27 protein-coding genes and 2 tRNA genes are annotated in these 25,363 nt (G+C 57.7%); 16 read left to right on the top strand and 13 right to left on the bottom strand.

What is annotated here, in order from left to right; genetic code table 11:
• Positions 1-60 precede the first annotated feature (60 nt).
• A complete protein-coding gene (gene aroA, locus ABJP42_RS03085) occupies positions 61-1,407 on the top strand; it encodes a 3-phosphoshikimate 1-carboxyvinyltransferase (protein ID WP_348338424.1) in 1,347 nt (448 codons plus the stop codon).
• 22 nt (positions 1,408-1,429) lie between these two features.
• Entirely contained in the window at positions 1,430-2,041 is a 612-nt protein-coding gene (gene cmk, locus ABJP42_RS03080) for a (d)CMP kinase (RefSeq protein WP_348338423.1), read from the top strand.
• 206 nt (positions 2,042-2,247) lie between these two features.
• Here cmk and ABJP42_RS03075 read toward each other — a convergent pair whose 3' ends face one another.
• Positions 2,248-2,601, bottom strand: a complete 354-nt coding sequence (locus tag ABJP42_RS03075) for a hypothetical protein (RefSeq protein ID WP_348338422.1) — start codon at positions 2,599-2,601, stop codon at positions 2,248-2,250.
• 187 nt (positions 2,602-2,788) lie between these two features.
• Here ABJP42_RS03075 and ABJP42_RS03070 point away from each other — a divergent pair, with 187 nt between their 5' ends.
• From ABJP42_RS03070 to ABJP42_RS03030, 9 genes are all read left to right on the top strand, one after another.
• Positions 2,789-3,421, top strand: coding sequence for an NAD(P)H-dependent oxidoreductase (locus ABJP42_RS03070; protein ID WP_348338435.1), 633 nt, complete (start codon positions 2,789-2,791; stop codon positions 3,419-3,421).
• Between the two features lie 340 nt (positions 3,422-3,761).
• A complete protein-coding gene (gene rpsA / locus ABJP42_RS03065; protein ID WP_348338421.1) occupies positions 3,762-5,438 on the top strand; it encodes a 30S ribosomal protein S1 in 1,677 nt (558 codons plus the stop codon).
• 412 nt (positions 5,439-5,850) lie between these two features.
• Complete coding sequence (gene ihfB, locus ABJP42_RS03060) at positions 5,851-6,135, top strand: integration host factor subunit beta (RefSeq protein ID WP_009811081.1); 285 nt, start codon at positions 5,851-5,853, stop codon at positions 6,133-6,135.
• Complete coding sequence (locus ABJP42_RS03055) at positions 6,136-6,486, top strand: lipopolysaccharide assembly protein LapA domain-containing protein (protein ID WP_348338420.1); 351 nt, start codon at positions 6,136-6,138, stop codon at positions 6,484-6,486.
• Between the two features lie 9 nt (positions 6,487-6,495).
• A complete protein-coding gene (locus ABJP42_RS03050) occupies positions 6,496-7,152 on the top strand; it encodes a phosphoribosylanthranilate isomerase (RefSeq protein WP_348338419.1) in 657 nt (218 codons plus the stop codon).
• A 148-nt stretch (positions 7,153-7,300) separates the two neighbouring features.
• Complete coding sequence (gene trpB / locus ABJP42_RS03045) at positions 7,301-8,560, top strand: tryptophan synthase subunit beta (RefSeq protein WP_348338418.1); 1,260 nt, start codon at positions 7,301-7,303, stop codon at positions 8,558-8,560.
• Positions 8,561-8,879: 319 nt separating this feature from the next.
• Positions 8,880-8,952: transfer RNA gene (locus tag ABJP42_RS03040), tRNA-Leu, on the top strand.
• Positions 8,950-9,021: transfer RNA gene (locus ABJP42_RS03035), tRNA-Thr, on the top strand. The genes ABJP42_RS03040 and ABJP42_RS03035 overlap by 3 nt, the downstream gene beginning before the upstream one ends.
• Positions 9,022-9,411: 390 nt before the next feature.
• Positions 9,412-10,557 carry a slipin family protein gene (locus ABJP42_RS03030; protein ID WP_348338417.1) on the top strand — a complete coding sequence of 382 codons (1,146 nt, stop codon included), beginning with the start codon at positions 9,412-9,414 and terminating at the stop codon, positions 10,555-10,557.
• 55 nt (positions 10,558-10,612) lie between these two features.
• Here the strand turns inward: ABJP42_RS03030 and hmuQ are convergent, their stop codons facing one another.
• From hmuQ to ABJP42_RS03000, 6 genes are all read right to left on the bottom strand, one after another.
• Entirely contained in the window at positions 10,613-10,933 is a 321-nt protein-coding gene (hmuQ, locus tag ABJP42_RS03025) for a heme-degrading protein HmuQ (RefSeq protein WP_348338416.1), read from the bottom strand.
• A 134-nt stretch (positions 10,934-11,067) separates the two neighbouring features.
• Complete coding sequence (locus tag ABJP42_RS03020) at positions 11,068-11,451, bottom strand: DUF2237 family protein (protein WP_348338415.1); 384 nt, start codon at positions 11,449-11,451, stop codon at positions 11,068-11,070.
• Between the two features lie 10 nt (positions 11,452-11,461).
• Positions 11,462-12,625: a serine hydrolase domain-containing protein gene (locus ABJP42_RS03015; protein WP_348338414.1), complete on the bottom strand. Its 1,164-nt coding sequence runs from the start codon at positions 12,623-12,625 to the stop codon at positions 11,462-11,464.
• A gap of 77 nt (positions 12,626-12,702) precedes the next feature.
• Complete coding sequence (gene pth / locus ABJP42_RS03010) at positions 12,703-13,425, bottom strand: aminoacyl-tRNA hydrolase (protein WP_348338413.1); 723 nt, start codon at positions 13,423-13,425, stop codon at positions 12,703-12,705.
• A gap of 177 nt (positions 13,426-13,602) precedes the next feature.
• Positions 13,603-13,821 (bottom strand): peptidyl-tRNA hydrolase, encoded by a 219-nt coding sequence (locus ABJP42_RS03005; RefSeq protein ID WP_348338412.1) that lies wholly within the window; start codon positions 13,819-13,821, stop codon positions 13,603-13,605.
• Between the two features lie 253 nt (positions 13,822-14,074).
• Positions 14,075-14,704, bottom strand: a complete 630-nt coding sequence (locus tag ABJP42_RS03000) for a 50S ribosomal protein L25/general stress protein Ctc (RefSeq protein WP_348338411.1) — start codon at positions 14,702-14,704, stop codon at positions 14,075-14,077.
• Positions 14,705-15,039: 335 nt separating this feature from the next.
• Between ABJP42_RS03000 and ABJP42_RS02995 the strand changes: the two genes are divergently transcribed.
• Together ABJP42_RS02995 and ABJP42_RS02990 are read left to right on the top strand one after the other, a co-directional pair.
• Positions 15,040-15,462 carry a hypothetical protein gene (locus ABJP42_RS02995; protein WP_348338410.1) on the top strand — a complete coding sequence of 141 codons (423 nt, stop codon included), beginning with the start codon at positions 15,040-15,042 and terminating at the stop codon, positions 15,460-15,462.
• Positions 15,459-16,163, top strand: coding sequence for an HTTM domain-containing protein (locus ABJP42_RS02990; protein ID WP_348338409.1), 705 nt, complete (start codon positions 15,459-15,461; stop codon positions 16,161-16,163). The genes ABJP42_RS02995 and ABJP42_RS02990 overlap by 4 nt, the downstream gene beginning before the upstream one ends.
• A 15-nt stretch (positions 16,164-16,178) precedes the next feature.
• Here ABJP42_RS02990 and ABJP42_RS02985 read toward each other — a convergent pair whose 3' ends face one another.
• The 4 genes from ABJP42_RS02985 to ABJP42_RS02970 form a co-directional block, all read right to left on the bottom strand.
• Positions 16,179-17,345 carry an alpha-hydroxy acid oxidase gene (locus ABJP42_RS02985; RefSeq protein WP_348338408.1) on the bottom strand — a complete coding sequence of 389 codons (1,167 nt, stop codon included), beginning with the start codon at positions 17,343-17,345 and terminating at the stop codon, positions 16,179-16,181.
• Between the two features lie 130 nt (positions 17,346-17,475).
• A complete protein-coding gene (locus tag ABJP42_RS02980; RefSeq protein ID WP_348338407.1) occupies positions 17,476-18,273 on the bottom strand; it encodes a hypothetical protein in 798 nt (265 codons plus the stop codon).
• Between the two features lie 17 nt (positions 18,274-18,290).
• A complete protein-coding gene (gene trpA, locus ABJP42_RS02975; RefSeq protein WP_348338406.1) occupies positions 18,291-19,082 on the bottom strand; it encodes a tryptophan synthase subunit alpha in 792 nt (263 codons plus the stop codon).
• A gap of 102 nt (positions 19,083-19,184) precedes the next feature.
• Positions 19,185-19,679 carry an acyloxyacyl hydrolase gene (locus tag ABJP42_RS02970; RefSeq protein WP_348338405.1) on the bottom strand — a complete coding sequence of 165 codons (495 nt, stop codon included), beginning with the start codon at positions 19,677-19,679 and terminating at the stop codon, positions 19,185-19,187.
• A gap of 207 nt (positions 19,680-19,886) precedes the next feature.
• Between ABJP42_RS02970 and ychF the strand changes: the two genes are divergently transcribed.
• Both ychF and ABJP42_RS02960 read left to right on the top strand, forming a co-directional pair.
• Entirely contained in the window at positions 19,887-20,984 is a 1,098-nt protein-coding gene (ychF, locus tag ABJP42_RS02965; RefSeq protein WP_348338404.1) for a redox-regulated ATPase YchF, read from the top strand.
• Between the two features lie 159 nt (positions 20,985-21,143).
• Positions 21,144-22,064, top strand: coding sequence for a nucleoside hydrolase (locus tag ABJP42_RS02960; RefSeq protein ID WP_348338403.1), 921 nt, complete (start codon positions 21,144-21,146; stop codon positions 22,062-22,064).
• A 14-nt stretch (positions 22,065-22,078) separates the two neighbouring features.
• Here ABJP42_RS02960 and ABJP42_RS02955 read toward each other — a convergent pair whose 3' ends face one another.
• Positions 22,079-22,921, bottom strand: a complete 843-nt coding sequence (locus ABJP42_RS02955; RefSeq protein WP_348338402.1) for a fumarylacetoacetate hydrolase family protein — start codon at positions 22,919-22,921, stop codon at positions 22,079-22,081.
• Positions 22,922-23,099: 178 nt separating this feature from the next.
• Between ABJP42_RS02955 and ABJP42_RS02950 the strand changes: the two genes are divergently transcribed.
• On the top strand, positions 23,100-23,786 hold the full coding sequence (locus ABJP42_RS02950) for a fumarylacetoacetate hydrolase family protein (RefSeq protein WP_348338401.1): 687 nt from the start codon (positions 23,100-23,102) through the stop codon (positions 23,784-23,786).
• A 115-nt stretch (positions 23,787-23,901) separates the two neighbouring features.
• Here ABJP42_RS02950 and ABJP42_RS02945 read toward each other — a convergent pair.
• On the bottom strand, positions 23,902-25,363 hold a 1,462-nt coding region (locus tag ABJP42_RS02945; protein ID WP_348338400.1), incomplete at its 5' end, for an AMP-binding protein.

The raw sequence follows: 25,363 nt of genomic DNA, 5'->3' as shown, positions 1-25,363 counted from the left end.
AGCGGAAACATATGCAGCCGGAACACCAACGGCTGAGACGATACTGACAAAGGAAGCGCCATGTCCGGACACGGTACCCCCATCCCGATGACCTCCCACCGTGCCGAGCCTCTTACGGGCCGTGCCAAGGTGCCGGGTGACAAATCGATCTCGCACCGTTCGCTGATTCTGGGAGCCATGGCGGTTGGGGAGACCAAGATTTCCGGCCTTCTCGAAGGCGACGATGTGTTGGACACGGCTAAGGCCATGCAGGCCTTTGGTGCCGAGGTGGTCAATCACGGTGGCGGCAATTGGTCGGTCTTTGGGGTTGGTGTTGGTGGTTTTGCCGAACCTGACCACGTGATCGACTGCGGCAACTCCGGTACTGGCGTGCGTCTGATCATGGGCTGTATGGCGACCTCGCCGATCACCGTGACCTTCACGGGGGATGCCAGCCTCAATGGTCGACCCATGGCGCGGGTGACTGATCCGCTGGCGCTGTTTGGTGCCAAAACCGTAGGGCGCAAGGGCGGCCGCCTGCCGATGACCATTGTCGGCGCAGCCGAACCAACCCCGGTGCGCTATGTGGTGCCGGTGCCCTCGGCGCAGGTGAAATCCGCCGTGCTGCTGGCGGGGCTGAATGCGCCGGGCAAGACCGTAGTGGTCGAGAAAGAAGCGACCCGGGATCATTCCGAACGCATGTTGGCGGGATTTGGTGCTGAAATCACGGTTGAGGATAGCGACGAGGGGCGGGTAATCACCCTCACCGGTCAGCCAGAGCTGAAACCACAGGTCATTGCTGTGCCGCGAGATCCCTCTTCGGCGGCTTTTCCGGTCTGCGCAGCACTGATCACACCGGGGTCGGATGTGCTGGTGCCGGGCATTGGCCTCAATCCCACCCGTGCCGGTCTGTTTTACACGCTGCAGGACATGGGCGCGGATCTCACATTCGAGAACCCGCGCGAAGAAGGCGGCGAGCCGGTTGCCGATCTGCGGGCGAAGTATTCGCCCAACATGAAGGGCATCGCGGTGCCGCCAGAGCGTGCTGCCTCGATGATTGACGAATATCCCGTGTTGTCGGTTGTGGCCTCTTTTGCCAGTGGCAAGACCATGATGGCTGGCGTCAAGGAATTGCGGGTCAAGGAAAGCGACCGGATTGACGCCATGGCGCGCGGGCTGCGGGCCAATGGCGTCACCGTGGCTGAGGGCGAGGACTGGTGGTCGGTTGATGGCCTTGGCCCTGATGGGGTTCCCGGTGGTGGCACCTGCGAGAGTTTCCTGGATCACCGTATTGCCATGTCCTTCATGGTGATGGGAATGGCGGCGCAGAACCCGGTCACGGTGGATGACGGCAATCCCATCACCACATCCTTCCCAATTTTTGAGCCGCTGATGACAGGGCTTGGGGCCAAGCTCAGCAAGGGCTGACAGCAACCGGAGAGCACCGCAGATGAGCACCAGTTTCACCATCGCCATTGACGGGCCAGCAGCTGCGGGCAAGGGCACGATCTCCAAGGCCGTAGCGGCAGAGCTGGGGTTGGCGCATCTGGATACCGGGCTGTTGTACCGGGCCGTTGGGGCCAAGATGCTGGAAGGTACACCCGCAATCAAAGCGGCACAGAGTCTGACGCCAGAAGATCTAGAGCGTCCTGATCTGCGCGGTCCAGAGGCGGCGCAGGCGGCCTCCAAAGTGGCTGTGATCGCCGAGGTGCGCGCCGCCCTGGTGGATTTCCAACGCGCCTTTGCCCGCCGCGCAGGGGGCGCCGTGCTGGATGGGCGCGACATTGGCACGGTGATCTGCCCCAATGCCGAGGTGAAGCTCTTTGTCACCGCCAGCGCTGAGGTCCGGGCGCAGCGGCGGTTCAAAGAATTGTCCGCCAAGGGGCAGGCGAATAGTTTGGCTGAGGTTCTGGCGGATGTAAGAGCTCGCGACGAGCGCGACATGAACCGCGCCGAAGCACCGCTGAAACCGGCTGAAGACGCCGTGGTGATTGATACCAGCGATTTGGCGATTGAAGAGGCGGTGGCCCAGGCCCTGCAAGAGGTCGCCACTCGTCGTTGATGCTTTTCGAATTTTGAACGTCGGTTTGTTGCCTGTGAACTCTAACACAAAGCCACCGCGTCCGAACCGAGGGGTGGAAAGCGAAGCGCCCGCCCCGTGGGGGCGGTTAGGGCGCTGCCAAAGCCGCGCTTTGGCAATTTGCGAGATCATCGATTGTCAAGACCCGTGATGGCTCTCCATGTCGGCATGGCCGTCTTTGCAAACATTCAAGAAACGCCACCGCTTAGCTTACAGGCATTGAGCTCTCGGACTATTGTTTGCCGCCATTCGAGAGTTGCTTTCCTTTCTGAGTATCTGCCATCGTCCATGACACTTAGCTCAAGCTCATCAAAATCAATGACATCAGCCAGGCTGTCCCGAATTGTCTTTGTAAGAGCGTGTTGCTCCCGCCACAGATCATTTCGTGAAAGCAGATAGATATAGATCCCTTCAAACGCGAGGCCTGCTTCTCCGATTTCAAGGAAGTGGCGTGAGTTCGGCCAAAAGTCGTTTTCCGCCTCACAGACGGACAAAAGCCTACCAATGTACTCTTTGAGTTTCTCTGTTGGGTGTTTTTTCATAGTACAACTGTCCGAAGAATACGAGAGTTTGCAAGAGTTCCGATTGTTCAAGGCTATCGATAGGTTGTCCAATTGAGCTTTGGGACGCCAGATGGTCACGTCGGAAGAAATTTTCCCACCTTCATATTGAACTGAATAGTTCAGTTCCGATATGGGTGGTACAAACCTTCCAATGACGGGAAAGATGATGTTTCTAGAAAAGCTGAATTGGCGCTACGCCACCAAAAAGATGGACCCCTCCAAGCCGGTGTCCGAGGAGGCCGTGGCCCAGATCGTTGAGGCGGTGCAGATGGCGCCGACCTCCAGCGGTTTGCAGCCCTATGAGCTTTTGGTGGTACGCAACAAGGATCTGCGGGCGGCCATTCGTCCCGTCGCCTGGGATCAGGCGCAGATCACCGATGGCTCGCATCTCTTGGTTTTTGCCGCCTGGGACACCTACAGCGAAGAACGCATCGACGCGGTAGTCGAACAGATGGCAGCCGAGCGTGGTGGCATGAATGACATGCTGCAGGGCTATTATGATCGTCTGAAATCGATGTATCTGCCCCGCTCGGACGAGGAAAACTACGCTCATGCGGCGCGTCAGGCCTATATCGGTCTGGGTTTTGCACTGGCGGCGGCGGCGGAACTCGGCGTGGACAGCACCCCGATGGAAGGGTTTGACCCGGCACAGGTCGATGAGATCCTGGGACTTAAGGAAAAAGGCCTGCGTTCGGTGCTGCTTTTGCCGCTGGGGACCCGGGACGAAAATGGCGACTGGCTGGTGAACCTCAAAAAGGTGCGTAAACCGCTGAGCACCTTTGTCACCAATATGGATTGAGAGGTCGGATGGGGCACTTCGGGAAGAGCTGCCCCATCCCCTTCACCGTAGATCAGACGCCCTGATGGAAAAACTAGCGCTGGCCCAGAAAAATAAGGCTGTATTCTGCCCAAGGCACGGGTTTCTCTTGCACGATGCAGGGAATCCGCTTAAGAAGCGCGCTGTCAGTATAGGGGCGGCCAACGCTCGAATGGCAATCTGAGCAGGGTCGGGGCAAGTTCCGGCCCTTTGTGTTTGTTTGCTCCAGATGCCTTTGCGCCACGCTCCATGCGACCAAACCCCAAGACCGGCGGAGACAACCGCACGGCCAGAAAACTTTGTAAAGGAAACCTGAGACCTCATGGCTCAAAACGTATCTATGGAGGACTTCGAAGCCCTTCTGAATGAAAGCTTCGAAATGGACACCCCAAATGAGGGTTCCGTTGTAAAAGGCAAGGTTATCGCGATCGAAGCGGGCCAGGCTCTGATCGACGTAGGCTACAAGATGGAAGGCCGCGTCGACCTCAAAGAATTCGCAAACCCCGGCGAAGCTCCCGAAATCGCAGTCGGCGACGAGGTAGAAGTCTACCTGCGTTCCGCTGAGAATGCCCGTGGCGAAGCAGTTATCTCCCGCGAGATGGCCCGCCGCGAAGAAGCATGGGACCGTCTGGAAAAAGCCTATGCCGACGACGAGCGCGTCGAAGGCGCGATCTTTGGTCGTGTCAAAGGTGGCTTTACAGTCGATCTGGGTGGCGCAGTTGCCTTCCTGCCAGGTTCGCAGGTTGACGTCCGCCCCGTGCGTGACGCAGGCCCGCTGATGGGTCTCAAGCAGCCCTTCCAGATCCTGAAAATGGACCGTCGTCGTGGCAATATCGTTGTATCGCGTCGTGCGATCCTCGAAGAGTCCCGCGCCGAGCAGCGCGCCGAAGTTATCGGTAAACTGTCCGAAGGTGACTCCGTTGATGGTGTGGTCAAGAACATCACCGAATACGGTGCCTTCGTTGACCTGGGCGGCGTAGACGGCCTTCTGCACGTCACCGACATGGCATGGCGTCGTGTGAACCACCCCTCCGAGATTCTGGCGATCGGCGAAACCGTCAAGGTTCAGGTCATCAAGATCAACAAAGACACCCACCGTATCTCCCTCGGCATGAAGCAGCTGCAGGAAGATCCATGGGATCTGGTTGGCGCCAAGTACCCACTCTCCTCGGTCCACAAAGGCCGCGTGACCAACATCACCGATTACGGTGCATTTGTTGAGCTGGAGCCTGGTGTCGAAGGTCTGGTCCACGTTTCTGAAATGTCCTGGACCAAGAAGAACGTACACCCCGGCAAGATCGTCTCCACTTCGCAGGAAGTTGACGTCATGGTTCTGGAAATCGACGGCTCCAAGCGCCGCGTTTCCCTGGGTCTCAAGCAGACACAGCGTAACCCATGGGAAGTCTTCTCGGAATCCAACCCTGAGGGCACCGAAGTCGAAGGCGAAGTCAAGAACATCACCGAATTCGGTCTGTTCATCGGCCTCGAAGGCGACATCGACGGCATGGTTCACCTGTCCGACCTTTCCTGGGACGAGCGTGGCGAAGATGCGATCCAGAACTACCGCAAAGGCGACATGGTTTCGGCCGTTGTCTCCGAAGTGGATGTTGAAAAAGAGCGTATCTCCCTCTCGATTAAAGCCCTGGGCGGCGACAAGTTCGCTGAAGCCGTTGGCGGCGTGAAGCGTGGCTCCATTGTCACCGTGAACGTTACTGCCATCGAAGAAGGCGGCGTAGAAGTTGAATACGAAGGCATGAAGAGCTTCATCCGTCGTTCCGACCTCAGCCGTGATCGCGCCGAGCAGCGCCCCGAGCGCTTCAATGTTGGCGACAAGGTCGACGTTCGCGTCACCAATGTCGACAGCAAGACCCGTCGTCTGGGTCTGTCGATCAAGGCTCGCGAGATCGCAGAAGAAAAAGAAGCTGTTGAACAGTATGGTTCCTCGGATTCCGGCGCATCGCTGGGCGACATCCTGGGCGCAGCACTGAACAACGACTAAGTTTCAGCCTGCTTTTAGGTTCTGAACCTTTCGAACGGCCCTGCCATTTTGGCGGGGCCGTTTTTGTTTGGGCGGATTTCCACCCACAGAGTGATCGCTCTGCCGGGACGGCCAATCCCGCCTTCGGCTGGTTTCAACGGCATTGGCTGGCATCGAACTCAGCTGTGGATCTGTCCGGTAACGGCTTGCGAATCAATCACTTCTCTTGTTGCGCGCACCAGCTGCCAAAAGCCGCCGTGACGTCACTCAGCGGCCTTGCAAGGTGAAAAAATGTGAATTTCTGGTCGTTTGACGAATTTTGCAGGACAAATATCGACCCTGTGTCCTCTGTTTTGGTTCCTAGATCGCGCTTTTGTACCTATAGTTGTCGTTAGCCGACAAAGGCTTGCGTACATCTGGGAGGGCAGGAAGTATGATCCGTTCTGAATTGATTCAGAAGATTGCAGACGAAAACCCGCACCTGTATCAGCGGGATGTCGAAAGGATCGTGAATACGGTATTTGAGGAAGTGACGGACGCGATGTCTCGGGGTGACCGGGTTGAACTGCGTGGCTTTGGTGCTTTCTCTGTCAAACAACGAGATTCGCGGGTTGGCCGCAATCCGCGTACCGGTGAAACCGTCCAAGTTGAAGAAAAACATGTTCCGTTCTTCAAGACTGGTAAGCTCTTGAGGGATCGCCTGAACGGAAAGGCCTAAATGCGTTACATTCGCTACGCTGTCCTGGGAACCCTGGGCATTCTGTTGGTTTCGGTCTGTGTGGCCAATCGCTCCATCGTCGAGCTGAAGCTGCTGCCCGATGCGGTATCTGAGTTCTTTGGGGTCAACCCCTCGATCGCACTGCCGCTGTTTGTGGTGGTGATCGGCGGGCTTGTGGCCGGGCTGGCTATTGGCTTTGTCTGGGAATGGATTCGCGAACATAAACACCGCCGTGCCGTCAGCACGCAGAACCGCGAAGTGAAAAAACTATCGCGCGAAGTGAAGAAGCTGAAGCAGCAGAAACACGAGGGCAAAGACGAAGTTTTGGCTCTTCTGGACGAGGCCAGCTGAGCGCCGCCTATGAGTGCTGTCCGGGTAAAGATCTGTGGGCTGAAAAGCCCGCAGGATCTGGCCGCCGCCGCTGATGCGGGCGCGGCCTATGTGGGGTTTGTGTTCTTCCCCAAATCGCCACGCAATATCTCGATCGAACAGGCTGCCGCCCTGGCGCTGGAAGCTCCTGTCGGGCTGTGCAAGGTGGCGTTGACGGTCAATGCGGATGACGCCAGCCTGGATGCGCTGACCGCTGCGGTGCCGCTGGATATGCTTCAATTGCATGGATCTGAAAGCCCTGAACGGGTGGCTGCGGTCAAGGCGCGCTACGGCCTGCCGGTGATGAAGGCCATCGGCGTAGCTGACGCCGGGGATCTGCCACAAATCGACCTTTATGCGCAGGTCGCGGACCAATTGCTGATTGATGCCAAGCCACCAAAAGACGCGGATCTTCCCGGCGGCAATGGGCTGGCTTTTGATTGGCGGCTTCTGGCCGGGCGCAAATACTGGCAGCGCCCCTGGATGCTGGCCGGTGGGCTAACACCGGAAAATGTTGCAGAGGCCATCCGCATGACTGGCGCGCGACAGGTTGATGTCTCTTCCGGGGTAGAAGCCGCACCGGGGCAAAAGGATGCTGCTCTGATCAGCAGCTTCACCACGGCTGCGCTTTCGGCTGTCGGCACGTAGCCCAGCAGAGATAGGGCCCAGGACCTGAGGCACAGGTAATTCTGAGCGCCCGACGGCAGAATCCTGCATCCACTCTCTTTACCCGCCGACGCCTGCGCGATAGTCATATCCAGCACTGTCTGCCAGTGCTGGGACAAGAGGAAGAACCATGGCAAACGATCTCTTCAACAGCTTTATGAATGGACCCGATGAAAAGGGTCGTTTTGGTATCTTTGGCGGGCGGTTTGTTTCTGAAACCCTGATGCCGCTGATCCTGAGCCTGGAAGAAGAATACAACCGAGCCAAGGACGACCCTAGTTTCTGGGCCGAAATGGACGACCTGTGGAAACACTATGTAGGCCGTCCTAGCCCGCTCTATCATGCCGAACGTCTGACCGCCCATCTTGGTGGTGCCAAGGTTTATATGAAGCGCGACGAGCTGAACCACACCGGCGCGCATAAGGTCAATAACGTGCTGGGCCAGATCCTGCTGGCGCGCCGCATGGGCAAATCCCGTATCATTGCCGAAACCGGAGCCGGTCAGCACGGCGTGGCGACCGCCACTGTCTGTGCTAAGTTTGGCCTGAAATGTGTGGTCTATATGGGCGCCCATGATGTGAAACGTCAGGCCCCAAATGTATTCCGTATGCGTCTGTTGGGCGCCGAGGTGATCCCGGTGACCTCGGGCCGTGGTACCCTGAAGGACGCGATGAATGACGCGCTGCGCGACTGGGTGACTAACGTCAACGATACCTTCTACTGCATCGGCACTGCGGCTGGCCCGCATCCCTATCCGGCGCTGGTGCGGGATTTCCAGTCGATCATCGGCAAAGAGGTCCGCTGGCAGCTGGCCGAACAGGAAGGCGAAGGCCGCCTGCCGGATACGCTGATTGCCGCCATCGGCGGGGGATCTAACGCCATCGGGCTGTTCCATCCTTTCCTGGATGACAAATCCGTCAATATCATCGGCGTTGAGGCCGGTGGTAAAGGCGTTGATGACCGGATGCAGCACTGTGCCTCGCTGACCGGCGGCCGTCCAGGCGTGCTGCATGGCAACCGGACCTATCTGCTGCAAGACGAAGACGGCCAGATCCAGGAGGGCTTCTCGATCTCTGCAGGGCTCGATTATCCGGGCATCGGGCCAGAGCATTCCTGGCTGCATGATACCGGCCGCGCCGAATATGTCTCAATCACCGACAAAGAGGCGCTCGAAGCGTTCCAGCTCTCCTGTGCGATGGAGGGCATCATCCCGGCGCTGGAGCCCAGCCATGCGCTGGCCCATGTGATGAAGATCGCGCCTGGGCTGCCAAAGGACCATATCATCGTGATGAACATGTGTGGCCGTGGCGACAAGGATGTCTTTACCGTGGCCAAACACCTGGGCTTTGACATGTCCGACACCGAAGAGGGGCGCTCCTTCGAGGAGTAAGCCCTTGGTGCTGAGCAGGCCAAACCGGCCAGTCGGTTTTTGAAACATCTGCAAAACACGGCGTCCCAAATCAGGGGCGCCGTTTTGCTATTGTCGCGGGATCTTTGCAGATATTGCGTGGGTGGGTAATTTTGTTGCACACACGTCACAGGTGTGTTGGGTAGCAAAATAACTTATTGAGTGAATTCATGCTTCCCGCCTAAACAGCGCTTCACCGGTCAGGTTGAACCGGACCCTAGCGGGCAGAGGTGATCACTCTCCCGGTGCGGACGGCACTGCCGATCCCGTATGCCAGGGCCGCGGAATTTCGGATTGGTTGGCTGAAGTAGCTCAGTGGGAGAGCGACAGATTCAGGTTCTGTAGGCGGAGGTTCGATCCCTCCCTAAGCACCAGATGTAGCTCATCGGTAGAGCATTCGACTTGTAATCGAAATGTAGCGGGTTCGACTCCCGTCATTTGAAAAAGCCGTTCAATCGGCACCGGCCTTCAACGCCGGCCGCGTAGGCGGTCCTCAACTATCGGATCCGGGGATCTTCCAGCAGGAGGGCCCTGCCAATCAGACCACGGTCTGACTGGGTTTTGGTCCTGCTGCTCTGGCACCCTGCCGAAGCGCTGATGACGGTTCTGCCGGTTGCAGGTCCGCCCTAGGGAAGGCTCCCAAAGGTGCGCCTACGATTCAACGGCCCTCTCGCAGGTCTTTCGCTGGGCACCATGGCGCGGCGGGTTTCCGGATCTTTTCGCCCCAGATTTTGGGGCCCACACCTGACAGCCACTCGGGCTGCAACCCCCTGACAACAAAAAGGAGTTCGCATTTTGCGACGACGATAAGCGATTCGAACAGGAGAAGAACAATGACAATCGTGCAAACTCTTACTGACCTTGTAACCGGCCATCGCCGGGTGACCCTCAGCGAAGGCCAGCGGATGCTGGTGCTCCACAAGGGGCGGTTCCACGCCATTCTGGGGGCTGGTGAAAACCGGATCCCGTGCAGAAAATGCGCAGTTGAGATGCATGCATTGAATCAACTCCGTTTCAAATCGCCCTACACAGAGGCGCTGCAAAAGGCGCGTCCCGATCTGGCAGAGGCGCATCTGCAGGAGTTTCGCGCCGCTGAAGGCGAGGTGCTGGTTGTTCTGCGCGATGGGACACCGCATGAGGTCCTGCTGCCCGAAGCACGGGCGGTTTTTTGGAAGGATGCCGGTCCGTGGGAGGTTGAGCGCCATGAGCTGGGGGAGACCCTGAAACTGCCGCTCTCCCTAGCCAAACGTCTGGTGCGGCTGGGGCTGGCCACGAGCTTTAGCACGGTTGAGGTTGCCGAGGGTCATACAGGGCTCTTGACCGTGGATGGCAATTTTCTGGACCAATTGGCTCCTGGCACCCATGCCTTTTGGCGGTTGGGCCGGCATGTGGCGGTGAAACAGGTGGATCTGCGTCTGCGCAGCCATGAGGTGACCGGGCAGGAGATCCTGACCAAAGACCGGGTGACTATCCGGGTGAACCTTTCGGCGGATTTCCAGGTGGTGGACCCGGTGAAAGCGGTTGGCGCGGTAAAGGACTTTGAAGCCGCCCTGCACCGGGCGTTGCAATTGGCCTTTCGCCGCACCCTTGGGGCGCTGACTCTGGACCGGCTCTTGGCCGAGAAGGTCAATGTCGATACCGTTGCGGCCGACAAGGTTCGCACCGAGATGGGAGAGATCGGCCTCAAGGTCGGGGAGATTGCGCTGAAGGATGTGATCCTGCCCGGCGAGATGCGTGAGATCCTCACCTCGGTGGTGGCGGCAGAGAAACAGGCGGAGGCCAATGTGATCCGCCGCCGCGAAGAGACCAACGCCACACGGTCGCTGCTCAACACCGCCAAGGTCATGGCCGATAACCCGGTCATGCTGCGGCTGAAAGAGCTGGAAGCGCTGGAGAGCATCGCAGGCAAGGTCGAGCGCCTGACCGTGCACAATGGCACCGAAGGTCTGATGAGCGATCTGGTGCGTCTGCGTGAGTGATCTCTCGAATAAATCTGGCCGATCCGGGGAGACCCGGGTCGGCCACTTATCTGTCTCAGGCTTCGTGCAACACGGTGTCAAAGCCTTCGAACTGTGGATGACCCATGATTGGGCTTTCGCCTTCACGCTTGCCCGCATTGCGATGGGCGTCGCGGAACTGTTCCGATTTGGTCCAGGTCACAAAATCCTCCTTGCTGTCCCAAACCACATGGCTGGAATAGAGGTGGAACTCTTCGGTTGCCGGGCCTTTGAGCAGGCGGAACTCGCGAAAGCCCTTGAGCTCTTTCAGGCGGGATTCGCGGGACTTCCAGATCTGTTCAAAATCTTCTTCGCGCCCGGGGCGGATCTTAAAACGGTTCATGGCGATATAGCTCATGCCGGTCTCCTTGTCTGTTGTGATCAAGAGGCTGGCAATGGGCGACCGAGGAGACACCGCAGCTGGCTACTACCTTGCCATAACGGCAAATACAGGGGCAGGTCAATCGTGAGGCGTACCCCAGCTTTGTTGGGTTAGTCGCGTGCCAATGTGACATCGGCCTGTTGTAGCAGCCGCATTGGAACGATCTCCAGCGCCCGGCGGTGGGTTGCATTTAGCGATACCAATGGCGCACAGCCTTCGTCGACGGCTTGCAAGAACCTGCTGGCACAGAGGCACCAATGATCGCCGGGCTTTAACCCGTCAAAGCCGAACTCAGGCCGGGGCGTCGACAGATCATTGCCGACATACTTTGAATAGGCGAGGAATTCGGCCGTCATCACCGCGCAGACCGTATGGCTGCCCTGGTCCTCGATGCAGGTGTTACAATGCCCATCGCGAAAAAAGCCGGTGAGAGGTTTCAGCGAGCAGGGCTCCAGCGCCCCGCCCAGTACATTTATGCTTGGATCCTGTTTCATGCTGGCCAGCCTACAGGATTCGCGCCAGCTTTCGGAACATTTCGATATTGATCTGGTTCACGCCCTTTTCGCGGAACCTGCGATCGGCGGCAGTACTGACAATGACTACGTCACGGGCCTGATCGATATAGATGTATTGGCCGTAAACGCCACGTGCGAGGAATTCACCCTCTTCGGCCCCAACGGGCACCCACCATTGGTAGCCATAACCGATCTTGCCAGGTTTGGTGGGGGCCGAGGCAGCAGTGGAGGCAGCGATCCAATCGGCGGGAACAACCTGCTGGCCTTGATACAGGCCGTCTTGTTCGATCATCAGACCAAATCGGGCATAATCGCGGGTGGCAATGTTCAAGCCGCCAAGCACAAACGCCACGCCCTCGCCATCGGTGACATAGTAGAGATCTTGTTCCAACCCGAGCGGTGCGATGATCCGGTCTTGCAACAGGGTGGCGATGCTTTGGCCGGTGGCGCCGCGGATCACCATGCCAATGACATGGGTGTCGATGGAGACATACTGCCATTGCTCGCCAGGGGCGACAAAAGTCTCGCTCAGATCGGCGGTGAACTGATCCAGTGTTCCGCCCAATGCTACCTCGCGGCCCATGCGGTTGATATCAGAATCGTAGTCCAGGTAGTCCTCGTCAAAGGTGACCCCGCTGGACATGTTCAGCACATTGCGAATTGTTGCACCGTCGTAGGCGCTGCCGGTCAGCAGGGGAGCGTATTTTGTCACAGGATCGTCAATCGACTCGATGGCGCCTTCGTCGAGCAGCACTCCAAACAAGGCCGAGAGATAGCTTTTGGCGACTGACCAGGAGATCCGACGGTCGGTGGGTTCAGTGCCAAGATAGTAGCTCTCGTGGCGGATCTCGCCGGACTTCAGCACCAAAAGGGATGTAACAGAACGCTCAGCGATCCAGGCCTCGGTATCGGCGGGGAGGGTCATCTCACTGCCCTGGTGCAGGGTGCTCACCGGGCCAGCGCCGCGACTGATTTCGGTGGTTAAAAAGGCCGCATTCATATTGGAGAAATTGTGGACGATCTTTTCCGCTGAGAACAGAGAGTTCACCGCCCAGAGCCGTTGAATTTCTTCCCGTTTCCAGATGCCAAAGCCTGCCAGAATGATGGCAAAAACCACCAAGGCGCGCAGCAGTCGTTTCAAATGTCTTTTCATGTCTAATGCCTCCCCTTTGATTTAGGCTTAGACCGGGGAGGGGCTGGGCTCAAAGCGAGACGCCACGGAAACCAGCGTTATTTGAACTTGTCGACCAGTTTTTCCAGCGCCGAGCGCGCATCGGTTGCGGGTTCAGTCGTTGCTGTCTTCACAGGTTTTTGTGGCTGAACGGCGGAATTCTGCGCTGCAGGTTTTTTGCCGCCAGCCGGTTTGGTCCCGGTGGAACTGCGAGGCGGCGCGACCCGCAGGGAGACGGCATTCATGAACTTGCCGCCATCTCCTGCCGCCAGGGCTGCTGCCCCATCGGAAATGCCGCGTAGCAGATCGTCCAGCCAGGCCTCATCCGCCTTGGGGAAATCGCGCAGAACATAGCCCGCTACCGCGTCCTTGTGGCCGGGATGGCCAACGCCAAGTCGTACGCGCCCATAGTCGGCTCCGATATGGGAATGCAGCGAGCGCAGACCATTGTGACCGGCATGGCCGCCACCCTGTTTGACCCGGCATTTACCCGGAGCAAGATCCAGTTCATCATGCAGCACGGTCACATCTTCGCTGGTCAGTTTGTAAAACCGCATCGCCTCCCCCACTGCCTGACCCGAGAGGTTCATGAAGGTCTGTGGTTTCAGCAACAAAACCTTGACCCCATCCAGAGTGCCCTCGCAGAGCTGCGCCTGAAACTTGGCTTTCCAGGGCGAGAACCCATGATCCCGGGCGATTTCATCCAGGGCCATAAAGCCAATGTTGTGACGGTTGTGGGCATATTTGGCACCGGGATTGCCGAGCCCAACAAAGAGTTTCATGGTCTGTCTCGTCTTAACACTGCTGATGAACTGGCTACATGACTTGTTTTTTAGCAAAAATCCAGAGCTCACCGGGATGGCCTGACGAGCAAGCCTGTAGCTGCACTGCCGGCAAACCTATAGGCGCAGATCCTGTTGTCGGCCTGCGTCACTCATTTTTCAGCAACAGGCAAAGGTTTAGCTGCGCGACAGGTTACTAGAGGACAGATTGCCGGGGGAGAGAGGGCTGCGGGATGGATTAAAGTAATCCGCATCACGTCCCAATAGGTGCCGTGGAATGGGGTCCGATATGGTCTCCCCACCAAAGCGTGGCGCATCAAAGTTGAAGCCCCGCAGTATTCTGAACAAAAGCCGCCTGCGCAGCTTGGCCTCTTCCTGATCCAGACGATTTTTCATCGGATGTCACCCTTTCACTCAAACCCAACTAGAGTTTGGCAGGCAAATTGCAAACGGGAGGTTTTCAGCCTTGGGCTTTCTACCTAGAGCTTGTTTCTTTTTTTGATCAGTTTGTGCGGGTTTTTGACTTTTTTAACTTTGGCCGATTCGACTGACAGATCTGCCGGAGGCGTAACAGAAGAACGGGAGAGGCGAATAAAAAACGGGGCCCCGAAGGACCCCGTTTGCTCTGTTCCCCAAAAGGGACAGGAGCTTATTCTTCGGCTGCTGCCGCTTCTTCTTCACCAGCTTCTTCTTCGTCATCCGCAGAGATACCGCCGGGTGCGGCGATGTTTGCAACAACAAAGTCACGGTCGATGGTGGGGCGCGCGCCGCTGGGCAGCTCGATCGAGGAGATGGTGATCACATCGCCAATGGCGCTGTTTGCCAGATCAACGGTCAGCTTCTCAGGAATGTCACCGGCAGTCACAATCAGCTCGACTTCGGGGCGAACGATGGCCAGCATGCCGCCCTTTTTGACGCCGGGGCAAGTGTCTTCGTTGATGAATTCAACCGGGATGAACAGGTTGATTTCCGAAGTCCGGCGCAGGCGCATCAGGTCGAGGTGTGTTGGCAGGTCTTTGACAACGTCACGCTGAACGTCGCGGCAGATCACGCGCACGTCTTCCTGGCCTTCAACTTTCAGGTTCCACAGGGTGGACTTGAATTTGCCGGCTTTCAGCTTTTTCAACAGGACGTTGAAGGGGATCTGGATCGAAAGGGGATCCGTGTCACCGCCGTAAACAACACCAGGAACCATGCCAGCACGACGTGCTGCGCGAGCGGCGCCCTTGCCCGTCCCCGCACGTTCCTCGGCGACGAGATCAGGAATCTCTTTTGCCATTTGTAGTCTCCAATATATCTGGGTGGAGTGCCTCCAAGGCTGTCACTCCACGTGAAGGCCTGCGCTTACAGGGGATTTGGGATTCTCGCAAGGGGCAGTTTGCAGGGGAACGGAATTGGGGGCGCTGCCCCCCGGCCTGTGGCCTCCCCCCGGGATGTTTTGGCCAAATGAAGTCGGAAAGAATGAAGTCGGAAAGACAGTGATAGCACGGTCGGCGCGGTGTGTCCCGCGTAGCCCGGCGACAGCAGATGATAGGAAATCAACCGGCGCAAAAGGAAGTGTTAAAGGGCGGCAGGCTAGACTGAGGGCTGTGTTCATTTCTGGAGTCTGCTGAGATGCTGCATCTCCTATCCCTGTTTTTGCCGACAGTGATCCCCTCTTGGCGGTTTTTCAAAACCGTGGCGCCCTCGCCGCGCATTGAGTTTCGATTAATTTCCGCTGACAAGACCAGTGAGTGGCGCGAAGATCGACCTCGGCCTGCGCAAATCGGCTTTGGGCAGGTCTTGCGACGGATGCTGTGGAACCCGCATTGGAACGAACAGCTGTATCTGGTCAGCTGTTCTGAACGGCTGATTGAGGCCCCTGGCCAGCACAGTGTCGACGAGATCAATAGGCGTGTCGCCCGGCTGCTGCGCCCGGGGCCAGAGCGGTTGCAATTTCGACTAGTCTTCCTGTCGCGGGAAGGGGCGCAGGTTGTGAAGCAGGTGGAATACGAAAGCACTCCGGTTCCTTTGACCAAGCTGCAGGCGACTAGATGAGCGGGTTGGAGATCCTGCAATCCGGTCTGACGGCAGGGCAGGCGATGGGCTGGATGCAGATCTTGCTGTCTTTTGCCATAGCACAACAAAGCCTGGAGCATCTGGCGCGGGGCGATCGGTTGATCTTTGTGCCTCGGCTGGTTCTGTGCCTGTTAATGGCGCTGGGACTGGGAGGTGCCTGGCCTGTTTGGGGGCTTTGGGGGAACAGCCTGGCCATGCTCTGGCGCTATCAGGGGCCCTATAACGGCGGTAGTGACAAGATGTCCATGCTGATCCTCAGCTGTCTGAGCCTGGCGCATCTGGCACCAACACCGTTCTGGCAGGAGATGGCACTGTCCTATCTGGCGGTGCAGCTGGTGCTGTCTTATTTTGTATCGGGCTGGGTCAAGGTGGTGAACCCGGATTGGCAAAGCGGTGCGGCGCTGCGCGATGTGTTTCGCTTTTCTGCCTATCCGGTGAGCGAAAGTCTCCGCTCCCTGGCGGATCATCCGCGGTTTCTGTTTGTGATGGGCTGGGCGGTGATCCTGTTTGAGCTGGTGTTCCCGCTGGCGCTGCTCAACCCGGTTGCGTTGAAACTGGCCCTGCTTTGCGCTGCCGGGTTTCATCTCTCTAATGCCTGTTTCTTTGGTCTCAATCGATTTTTCTGGATCTGGCTCTGTGCCTATCCGGCCCTGATTTGGTTTCAGGACCGGATACTGTAGGACTGTCGGGTGGGATCACTCCTGCCAGTCGCCTTCAAAATCTTTGGGGATCAGCAGGTTGTGGCGACCCAAGTCGCCAACGTGGCGCTCGCCGCAGAGTGCCATGGTGATGTCCAGCTCTTTGTGGATCACCTCCAGTGCCTTGGTGACGCCTGCCTGACCCATGGCACCAAGCCCATAGATATAGGCGCGGCCAATCATGGTGCCTGTGGCGCCCAGTGCCAGCGCCTTGAGCACGTCCTGTCCCGAACGGATGCCGCTGTCGAGGATCACTTCGATCTCGCCACCAACCGCATCCATGATCTGTGGCAGCATCCGGATAGAGCTGAGCGCCCCATCCAGCTGACGCCCGCCGTGGTTGGAAACAACGATGGCATCGGCCCCCACTTTGACGGCCATCTTGGCGTCTTCGGCGTCGAGAATGCCCTTGAGGATAACTTTGCCGCCCCACAATTCCTTGAGCTTGGCGATCTTGCCCCAGTCCAACGCCAGGTCGAATTGTTCATTGGTCCAGGCCCCCAGCGAGGCGGAGTCGGAGATGCCTTCGACATGGCCGACGATATTGCCAAAGTCGCGCCGTTTGGCGCCCAGCATCTGCAGCCCCCAGGTCCATTTGGTCATCAGGTTGGCGATGGTACTGGGGGTCAGCTTGGGCGGAGCGGAGAGGCCGTTTTTCAGATCCTTGTGGCGTTGGCCGAGGATCTGCAGGTCCAGTGTGATCACCAGGGCAGAACACTTGGCATCCTTGGCCCGCTGGATCAGGCGGCGCACATAGTCTTCGTCATTCATCGTATAGAGCTGAAACCAGAAGGGTTTGCTGGTGGCTTCGGCAACCTCTTCGATCGAATTGATCGACATGGTCGACAGGGTATAGGGCACCCCAAAGGCTTCGGCGGCGCGGGCTGCTTTGATGTCGCCATCGGCGTGCTGCATACCGGTGAGGCCAACAGGGGCCAGCGAAACGGGCATGGCCACCTCTTGCCCCAGCATCTTGCTGTTGGTGCTGCGCCCCGACATGTCTACCGCAACGCGCTGGCGCAGGCGGATCTGTTCAAAGTCAGAGGTGTTTTCGCGAAAGGTCTGCTCGGTCCAGCTGCCGCTTTCCGCATAGTCATAGAACATCCGCGGCACCCGCCGTTCGTGGATGCGTTTCAGGTCCTGAATATTGGTAATAACCGGCACGGAAAAGCCCTCGCTATAGTGTGGTAAAGTTTCCTTACCAATTTTTAGTCGCCAGGGCAATCTCTTCCGAATAGCAAAAAGCCGCACCATCTGGCGCGGCTTTGGTTGAAAGTTGTTCGCTGGTCACTGTTCAAGCGGGGGCATCCGGAGCTGAAGGCTGACCTTCCTCATAGGCCATGCACAGGGCCGTGGCCGTCAGAAGCAGCGCAAAAACTCCGACGAGACCGAGGAGCCAGTCTGTGGCGTAGACGAATGGGGCGATTTGAGTGGCTGGAAGCAAGACTACAAGGCCGAGGGTGAAAGCAATATTGATTATTGTAAACAGGAAGTTGCCGGAGATGAGGCGAAGATAGTTGCGCCCAAAGCCCTGGCGGCCGATTTGAAAAGCCTTGCCAAAGGAGGCGTCTTGCCCGGCAGCCGCTGCAGGTAAGACCGGCCCTATGAGCGAGAGAACTCCGTAGAACAAGAGCGCTGCCGGGAGGAGGCTCGAAACCATGACTATGAAAAAAACGTCATTTTCGCTTGGCTCAAAGATGGACCAAAGGCAGAAGCCACATATGGCCCAAATTACGGCGCCGATCAACATGAGGCCTGTAAATCGCAGCAAGAAAGGCAACATCGGGCCAGCCAGAGGGCCATTGGGATCGGCCCTAAAGCTCTCCCCAAGCGAAGTTGAAGCGCCACTCAAGATGAGACGATGAGAAAAAAGGGTAACAAAGGCATAAAGGACAAACTTGCCACCTAGGCCGGGAGAAATTGCGCCCATATTGTTCACAAAGACCTCGATGGCGGAAAAGGCGGCGAAGAGCCAGAAGTTGTTGCGAAGAACCTGGCCCGCGCGGGAATAGAGTTCAAACATGGCGATCCTAAAAAATGACTCGTGGTGAATGATCTGGCTAGTGCTTCCTGGCATGGCGGAGAAAGCCATGCCAATTCCGTGATGCTTCAGCCCCGGTGGGCACCATCGGCGAGGGATTTTACAAAGGCCAGGGTGTCGGGTACCGATTTGCTCTCGGCCATTTTGCTGACGATAGCGCTGCCCACGACGGCCCCGTCCGAAATCGACGCGATGTTTTGGGCCTTTTCCGGTGTGTTGATACCAAAGCCGACGATTACCGGCAGATCGGTGGAGGACTTGATCCGGGCCACTTCGGGGCCAACATCGCCGGCCTGGGCCTCTGCCGCGCCGGTGATGCCGGTGACGGAGACGTAGTAGACAAAACCAGAGGTGTTTTGCAGCACGGTTGGCAGGCGTTTGTCATCCGTGGTCGGAGTTGCCAGGCGAATGAAGTTCAGCCCAGCCTGTTGCGCCGGAATGCAGAGCTCTTCGTCTTCTTCTGGTGGCAGATCAACCACGATCAAACCATCAATCCCGGCGGCCTTAGCATCCGTCAGGAAAGTCTCAACGCCGCGATTGTAGATTGGGTTGTAATAACCCATCAGAACAATTGGAGTGGTGTCGTCTTCTTTGCGGAACTCCGCGGCCAGTTGCAGGGTCTTTTCCAGTGTCATGCCGCCGTCCAGCGCGCGTTGACCCGCCAACTGAATAGTGGGCCCATCCGCCATTGGATCGGTGAAGGGCAGGCCCAGTTCGATGATATCAACGCCAGCCTCAGGCAGGCCCTTTACCAGCTCCAGCGAGCGGTCATAGTCGGGGTCGCCGGCCATGACATAGGACACAAAGGCCTTTTTGCCGGCGGATTTGAGTTCGGCGAATTTTGCGTCAATACGGGTCATGATCGGGCCTCTTGCAACTTACCGCTCCGGTGTGCCGAAAGTTGCAGGGGAAATCAATCCCGCCCCTAGGCTCAATTGCGCATTGCTCCGCTGGCCTGGTGGCTAGTTCAGCGGAATATGCCAGCGTAGGGTCAGGGCGTTGACCCCCGGGTTGCGCTCGGCTGTGGAGGCATTTGATTTATGGCTCAGCGCCAGGGACAGGGCTTTGCCGTTGCGAAACCGTTTGCCAAGGGCGATCTGGCTGCGAATCTCAAAGGTTGATCCCAATTCATTGGGCGGTGTGCCCTCAACAAAAAGCCCCGGCAGAACGCTGGCCTCGATAAACCAGCTGTGCTGTAGATCCCATTTGCCACTAATGCCGCCGCCAAGGAAAAAATCTCCGGTCTCTGACAGTTCCAAGGCACCTGCAAAGCGGGCGGCAAAATACCTACGCTCATAGAAGGGGCTGTGATTGTATTCCACAGAGAAGACCGCGCTGTCTACGGCGTCCTGGTGGGCATAGTCGGCAAAGCCTGCACCCAGAACAATTTCTTGGCCGGATGCCACGTTTGCTAAGCCTGCGATCACAGCTGCGGCAAGTAGAATTTCTCGTTTCATTTTTTCTCCAATTCGTCTTGGAACTCGTGACGAGATAGGAGGGTTTTGGATGTGTGAAACCTTTGCACACGGCGTTGCGACAATCCGTGAGGGTCTTGACCTGTTAAGGTTTATGAAAATTTTACGATGGGTCAAGGTTGCAAGCTGCCTTGCGCCGGGGGGCAATGCTGCCTAGAAGCCAATCCCAAGTGGCATCAGGAGGCCGATATGGGCTTTAAAATGGGAATTGTTGGCATGCCGAATGTCGGCAAGTCGACTTTGTTCAACGCATTGACCAAAACCGCATCGGCGCAGGCGGCGAATTTTCCGTTCTGCACCATCGAGCCCAACGTGGGTGAGGTCGGAGTTCCGGACGCGCGTCTGGACAAATTGGCTGCAATCGCCAGTTCCAAGCAGGTCATCCCAACCCGGATGACCTTTGTGGATATTGCCGGTCTCGTAAAAGGCGCCTCCAAGGGCGAAGGTCTGGGCAATCAGTTCCTGGCCAATATCCGCGAAACCGATGCAATTGCCCATGTTTTGCGCTGTTTTGAAGACGGCGACGTGACCCATGTGGACGGCCGGGTTGATCCCGTGGCAGATGCCGAAACCATCGAGACCGAGCTGATGCTCGCAGATCTGGAAAGCATCGAGAAACGTCGGGCCAACCTGGTGCGCAAGCTCAAGGGCAACGACAAGGAAGCCCAGCAGCAAGAGCGTTTGCTGGCCGAAGCGCAGGCGATGCTGGAAGAAGGCAAGCCCGCCCGTCTGGTCGAGGTTGACGATGAGGACGCCAAGGCCTGGAAGATGCTGCAACTGCTGAGCACCAAGCCGGTGCTTTATGTCTGCAACGTGGGAGAGTCGGAATCGGTCGACGGCAATGCGCATTCCGCAAAAGTGGCGGAAATGGCGACAGCTCAGGGCAATTCCCATGTGATTATCTCGGCGCAGATCGAAGAAGAGATAAGCCAGCTCGAAGCTGAAGAGGCGCAGATGTTCCTTGAAGAGATGGGTCTTGAAGAGGCCGGTCTCGACCGTCTGATCCGCGCAGGCTATGAACTGCTGCATCTGGAAACCTATTTCACCGTTGGCCCAAAAGAGGCACGCGCCTGGACTATCCGTGAGGGTACATCTGGTCCGCAGGCGGCTGGGGTTATCCATGGCGATTTTGAAAAGGGCTTCATCCGCGCCGAGACCATCGCATATGAAGACTTTATTGCCTGCAATGGCGAACAGGGTGCCAAAGAGGCCGGTAAGATGCGGGCCGAAGGCAAATCCTATATCGTCAAAGATGGCGATGTGATGCACTTCCTGTTTAACAACTAATCCTTGGCCGCTATGGCGGCTGGATCGACAGCTCATTTACGCCTGCGTTGGATTTCCAACGTGGGCGTTTTCTGTTGAAACGGGGAGGGGGTGAGGCAAGGCTTGCTGATTTTGGGCAAGAAATGTTAGGCCAGCCTCCTGAGCAAGACGGAGATGGCTATGATCAAGCTGATTATCGACACTGACCCCGGCATCGATGATGCCATGGCTATCTTTTATGCGGCCGCCGCGCCGGAAATCGACCTGCTGGGGCTTTCCACCATCTTTGGCAATGTCACCACCAAAATTGCCACCCGCAACGCCCTGCGCCTGCTGGAGGCGGTGGACCTGGATCTGCCCGTTGCGCAGGGTGCTGAGATCCCCCTTACGCTGCCGCCCTTTGCGCCATCGGCGCAGGTCCACGGGAAGGAAGGTTTTGGCGATGTTCCGGCAGCCCAGCCCAAGGGGCAGCCTGTGTCCGAGGACGCTGCCGATTTTCTTATCCGCATGGCGAGCGAACATAAGGGCGAGCTGGTAGTCTGCCCCATTGGGCCGCTGACCAATATCGCCCATGCAATTCAGCGCGACCCCAAATTTGTGAAAAACGTCAAACGCATCGTTATCATGGGCGGCTCTCTGCGGGAGGGGGGCAATATCACCCCCCATGCCGAGGCCAATATCTACCATGACCCCCATGCGGCGGATGTGGTCTTTGCTTCGGGCGCCCGGCTCACCATGGTAGGGCTGGATGTCACCCATCAAATCCTCTGTACCCAATCGGATTTTGCCTCGATCGCAGCGCAGTCACCCGAATTGGGCGGCATGTTGCAAAAGATGTCGGAATTCTACCTGCAGTTCTACGAGAGCGTTGGCAAATTTGATGGCTGCTCGCTGCATGATCCGGCGGCGGTGATTGCCTGCACCCATCCAGACCTGTTTGAGGTTGAAAGCCACCCCCTAACGGTGGTCTGCGAGGGGGAAAGCTCTGGTGCTACCCTGGCGGCAGCTCCAGGCGCACGCGGGGTGACGTCTGTCTGTATGGGGGTTAAATCCGATGCAGTGAAGGCGCTCTTTCTGGAGCGACTTGCACTGCTTCCTTAAGGCTTTGTGGGCATTTAGCCCTGAAAGGTGCGTTGGACCTGGACACCCAGCCCTTCGACCCCGAGCTCCATCTGGTCGCCGGGCTTCAGATAGACAGGCTCGGGCTTCATCCCCATGCCCACGCCCGGAGGGGTGCCGGTGGAAATGATATCTCCCGGTTGCAGGCTCATGAAGCGGGACAGATAGGCCACCACATGGGCTACGCCATAGACCATGGTGGCGGTCGTGCCTGTCTGCATGCGCTTGCCGTTTACATCCAGATACATGCTGAGGTTCTGCGGATCTGGCACCTCATCGCGGGTTACAATCCAGGGGCCTATGGGGCCGAAGGTATCGGCGGATTTGCCCTTGGTCCATTGGCCTTCGTGTTTGATCTGGTAGTCGCGTTCGGACAGGTCATTGACCACACAATAGCCCGCCACGTGGTCTAGCGCGTCGGCTTCGGTCACGTATTTGGCTTCTTTGCCGATCACCACACCCAGTTCGACTTCCCAATCGGTCGCGGCAGAGCCGCGCGGGATCTCGATGTCGTCATTGGCCCCGCAGATGGCTGAGGTTGCCTTGGCAAAGATCACTGGTTCTCCGGGGACAGCCATGCCTGCCTCTGCAGCGTGATCCGAATAGTTCAGCCCGATGCAGATGAATTTGCCAACCTGGCCAACGCAAGGACCATAACGGGCTGTTTCTACGGCGGGTAGGCTGGAGGGATCCAGTGCCGCGATCCTTGCTAGACTGGCATCGCTCAAGGCTTCACCGGCAATATCCGCAACATGGGCGGACAGGTCGCGGATCGTGCCGGTGCTGTCCAGCAACCCTGGTTTTTCCTGCCCCTTGGGGCCGTAGCGTAGCAGTTTCACTGAATTCGTCTCCGTTCGTTTGGCCGCAAGGGCAGTTGGGTGCCTGAAACCTATGCTGGGCAGGCGTCGGTTTTCCAGACTAAATGCGCATTCTGTGACCTCCTGTGCGGGGGCGTTCTGCAGCGGCCTTGTGTCGTGGCCTGCAGGGTATACAACTGGCAGCACCAAGGAGACTGGAATGCCAAAATACGCGATCACCCCGCCTGAGGTCATTGGCCTGCCAATCAAAGACAGCGATGCCCTGTTTCCGGTTCGGCGGGTCTATTGCATTGGCCGCAACTACGCTGCCCATGCCATCGAGATGGGTCACGACCCAGACCGGGAGCCGCCGTTCTTTTTCCAGAAGAACCCCGACAACCTGTCGCCAGGCGCTGAGTTTCCATACCCGCCCAAAACTTCGGATCTGCACTACGAGGTTGAACTGGCGGTCATGCTGCAATCAGGTGGCAGCAATATCGCCGTGGAGCAGGCGATGCGGCATGTGTTTGGCTATGGGATTGCATTGGATATGACCCGCCGGGATTTGCAATCCACTGCCAAGAAAATGGGCCGCCCTTGGGAAATCGGCAAGGCCTTTGAGCACTCCGCGCCGGTTGGTCCTATTCACCCTGCCAGCACTGTAGGCGATATAGATCAAGGGCGCATTGCCCTGATGGTGAACGGTGAATTGCAGCAGGAAGGTGATCTGAACCAGATGATCTGGAAAGTCCCGGAAATGATCTCCTCCCTGTCTGATTTCTTTGAGCTGGCCCCTGGCGACGTCATCCTTTCTGGCACCCCGGCAGGGGTTGGCCCGGTTGTTCGGGGAGATGTGATGGAGGCACAGGTAGAGGGGCTCGGAAGCATGGTGGTAAAGGTCGTCTAGAACATCTCGCCCCCTCAGCAAGGCTCATGAGGAGGGGCCTAGGGAGGAGCCCGGAGGGTACCGCTGCAAGCCTTGCATCTGCACCTTTTTAAGTTCCCGGGGGTCATAGGTCCTGTTAGGAACGCCATTCCCAATCATGGGTGAAGCCCTTCAGGCAGTCGCATACGACCTCGTTTTCTGAGGCCTCAGTTGAGGCCAGCACGACCACCAACCCTCGCTTCTTGTCTTCGACCACCTCTGCGACGCGGACCTCAAGTCCTTGTTTGGAAAGGGCATCGTTATAGACTCGTGTGATAGCGCGCTTTCTCAGCTCCGGCTTGAAGACCTTGCCAACCATCGTCAGGGGCATCGCCTCGACGATTTCGAGATGTTTGGGCGCAGCGGCCCGTTCGCTGACATGTTGCAAGGCAAACTCCGTCAGCTCCTCAGTGCTGGTTTTAGCCCCGGCCACCAGTTCGACATAGGCACAGGGAAGCTCGCCTGCTGTGACATCGGGTTGCCCGACGGCAGCGGCAAAGGCGACGTCGTGATGCGCCATCAGGGCCTCTTCGATCACTGCGGGATCGATATTGTGGCCGCCACGGATAATCAGATCCTTGGCGCGGCCAGTGATCCAGATAAAACCATCTTGATCAATGCGCCCCAAGTCCCCGGTGCGCAGATATCCGTTCTGTGCATAAAGCCCTTTGTTTTTGTCCGCTTCTAGATAGGTCTCACCGGGCAGAATGCCGGGGGACATGATACAGAGCTCGCCGATCTGATCCGGGCCGCATTCGCGTTCTGTGCCCTCTGGCGGAATATCCATGACCTTGACGTCGGCAAAGGGAACCGGGATTCCGACTGATCCCACTTTGCCCTCTATGCCCGGCGGCGTCACCGAGGCCATGCAGGTGTTTTCTGTCATGCCATAGCCCTCCATCACCGCGATGCTGGTGGCTTCGCGAAACTGGCGAAACAGGTCCAGCGGCATCGGCGCGGACCCCGATACGGCCATGCGCAGGCTTGAAACATCACCATTCACGGGCCGCTGCATCAAAGCTGCGGCAGCGGTTGGCACCACCACCGAGATGGTGGCGCGATGCCGTTCGATCAGCTTCCAGAAGTTGTCAAAGACGCCATCCCCCCGGTATCCTTGGGGGGTTGGCAAAACCAGATGCGACCCGCCTTGTATGGACATGCCCAACACCACATGCCCTGCCATGACATGGAACAGCGGCAGGGGACAGAGGATCACATCCTCTGGCTTGCTCATGCCCTGGCTGAACATCCAGCCCTGATAGATAATCCCTGAAAGCCGATGCTGAGCCACCTTTGGTGTGCCGGTGGTGCCTCCGGTGTGAAAATAGGCCGCAACCCGGTCTTCCTTTGACTCGCCAAAAACCAGGTGATCCGCAGGCTGCCGGTTTAGCTCACGGGCAAAGTGATAGACTTTTGCCTGGTGGGCGTTTGGCGTTTTGGGACGCAACAGGCCCACGATCTGGCGTTTGATTGGCGATAAATAGCCCGCCAGGTCCACCTCGAGCACTGCCGTGATCATTGGTGCATGACCCACGGCCTCGGCACATTTTTGCGCGATA

The organism is Pseudophaeobacter sp. (assembly GCF_039971195.1).
In the GTDB taxonomy this organism is placed as follows: Bacteria; Pseudomonadota; Alphaproteobacteria; order Rhodobacterales; family Rhodobacteraceae; genus Pseudophaeobacter.
Note: the sequence above shows the minus strand (reverse complement) of the source record. Positions and strands in the feature narration are given on the sequence as shown.

Coding starts and splice junctions, on each gene's coding strand:
- aroA (WP_348338424.1), top strand. CDS start 61: ATGTCCGGACACGGTACCCCCATCCCGATGACCTCCCACCGTGCCGAG.
- cmk (WP_348338423.1), top strand. CDS start 1,430: ATGAGCACCAGTTTCACCATCGCCATTGACGGGCCAGCAGCTGCGGGC.
- ABJP42_RS03075 (WP_348338422.1), bottom strand. CDS start 2,601: ATGAAAAAACACCCAACAGAGAAACTCAAAGAGTACATTGGTAGGCTT.
- ABJP42_RS03070 (WP_348338435.1), top strand. CDS start 2,789: ATGTTTCTAGAAAAGCTGAATTGGCGCTACGCCACCAAAAAGATGGAC.
- rpsA (WP_348338421.1), top strand. CDS start 3,762: ATGGCTCAAAACGTATCTATGGAGGACTTCGAAGCCCTTCTGAATGAA.
- ihfB (WP_009811081.1), top strand. CDS start 5,851: ATGATCCGTTCTGAATTGATTCAGAAGATTGCAGACGAAAACCCGCAC.
- ABJP42_RS03055 (WP_348338420.1), top strand. CDS start 6,136: ATGCGTTACATTCGCTACGCTGTCCTGGGAACCCTGGGCATTCTGTTG.
- ABJP42_RS03050 (WP_348338419.1), top strand. CDS start 6,496: ATGAGTGCTGTCCGGGTAAAGATCTGTGGGCTGAAAAGCCCGCAGGAT.
- trpB (WP_348338418.1), top strand. CDS start 7,301: ATGGCAAACGATCTCTTCAACAGCTTTATGAATGGACCCGATGAAAAG.
- ABJP42_RS03030 (WP_348338417.1), top strand. CDS start 9,412: ATGACAATCGTGCAAACTCTTACTGACCTTGTAACCGGCCATCGCCGG.
- hmuQ (WP_348338416.1), bottom strand. CDS start 10,933: ATGAGCTATATCGCCATGAACCGTTTTAAGATCCGCCCCGGGCGCGAA.
- ABJP42_RS03020 (WP_348338415.1), bottom strand. CDS start 11,451: ATGAAACAGGATCCAAGCATAAATGTACTGGGCGGGGCGCTGGAGCCC.
- ABJP42_RS03015 (WP_348338414.1), bottom strand. CDS start 12,625: ATGAAAAGACATTTGAAACGACTGCTGCGCGCCTTGGTGGTTTTTGCC.
- pth (WP_348338413.1), bottom strand. CDS start 13,425: ATGAAACTCTTTGTTGGGCTCGGCAATCCCGGTGCCAAATATGCCCAC.
- ABJP42_RS03005 (WP_348338412.1), bottom strand. CDS start 13,821: ATGAAAAATCGTCTGGATCAGGAAGAGGCCAAGCTGCGCAGGCGGCTT.
- ABJP42_RS03000 (WP_348338411.1), bottom strand. CDS start 14,704: ATGGCAAAAGAGATTCCTGATCTCGTCGCCGAGGAACGTGCGGGGACG.
- ABJP42_RS02995 (WP_348338410.1), top strand. CDS start 15,040: ATGCTGCATCTCCTATCCCTGTTTTTGCCGACAGTGATCCCCTCTTGG.
- ABJP42_RS02990 (WP_348338409.1), top strand. CDS start 15,459: ATGAGCGGGTTGGAGATCCTGCAATCCGGTCTGACGGCAGGGCAGGCG.
- ABJP42_RS02980 (WP_348338407.1), bottom strand. CDS start 18,273: ATGGCTTTCTCCGCCATGCCAGGAAGCACTAGCCAGATCATTCACCAC.
- trpA (WP_348338406.1), bottom strand. CDS start 19,082: ATGACCCGTATTGACGCAAAATTCGCCGAACTCAAATCCGCCGGCAAA.
- ABJP42_RS02970 (WP_348338405.1), bottom strand. CDS start 19,679: ATGAAACGAGAAATTCTACTTGCCGCAGCTGTGATCGCAGGCTTAGCA.
- ychF (WP_348338404.1), top strand. CDS start 19,887: ATGGGCTTTAAAATGGGAATTGTTGGCATGCCGAATGTCGGCAAGTCG.
- ABJP42_RS02960 (WP_348338403.1), top strand. CDS start 21,144: ATGATCAAGCTGATTATCGACACTGACCCCGGCATCGATGATGCCATG.
- ABJP42_RS02950 (WP_348338401.1), top strand. CDS start 23,100: ATGCCAAAATACGCGATCACCCCGCCTGAGGTCATTGGCCTGCCAATC.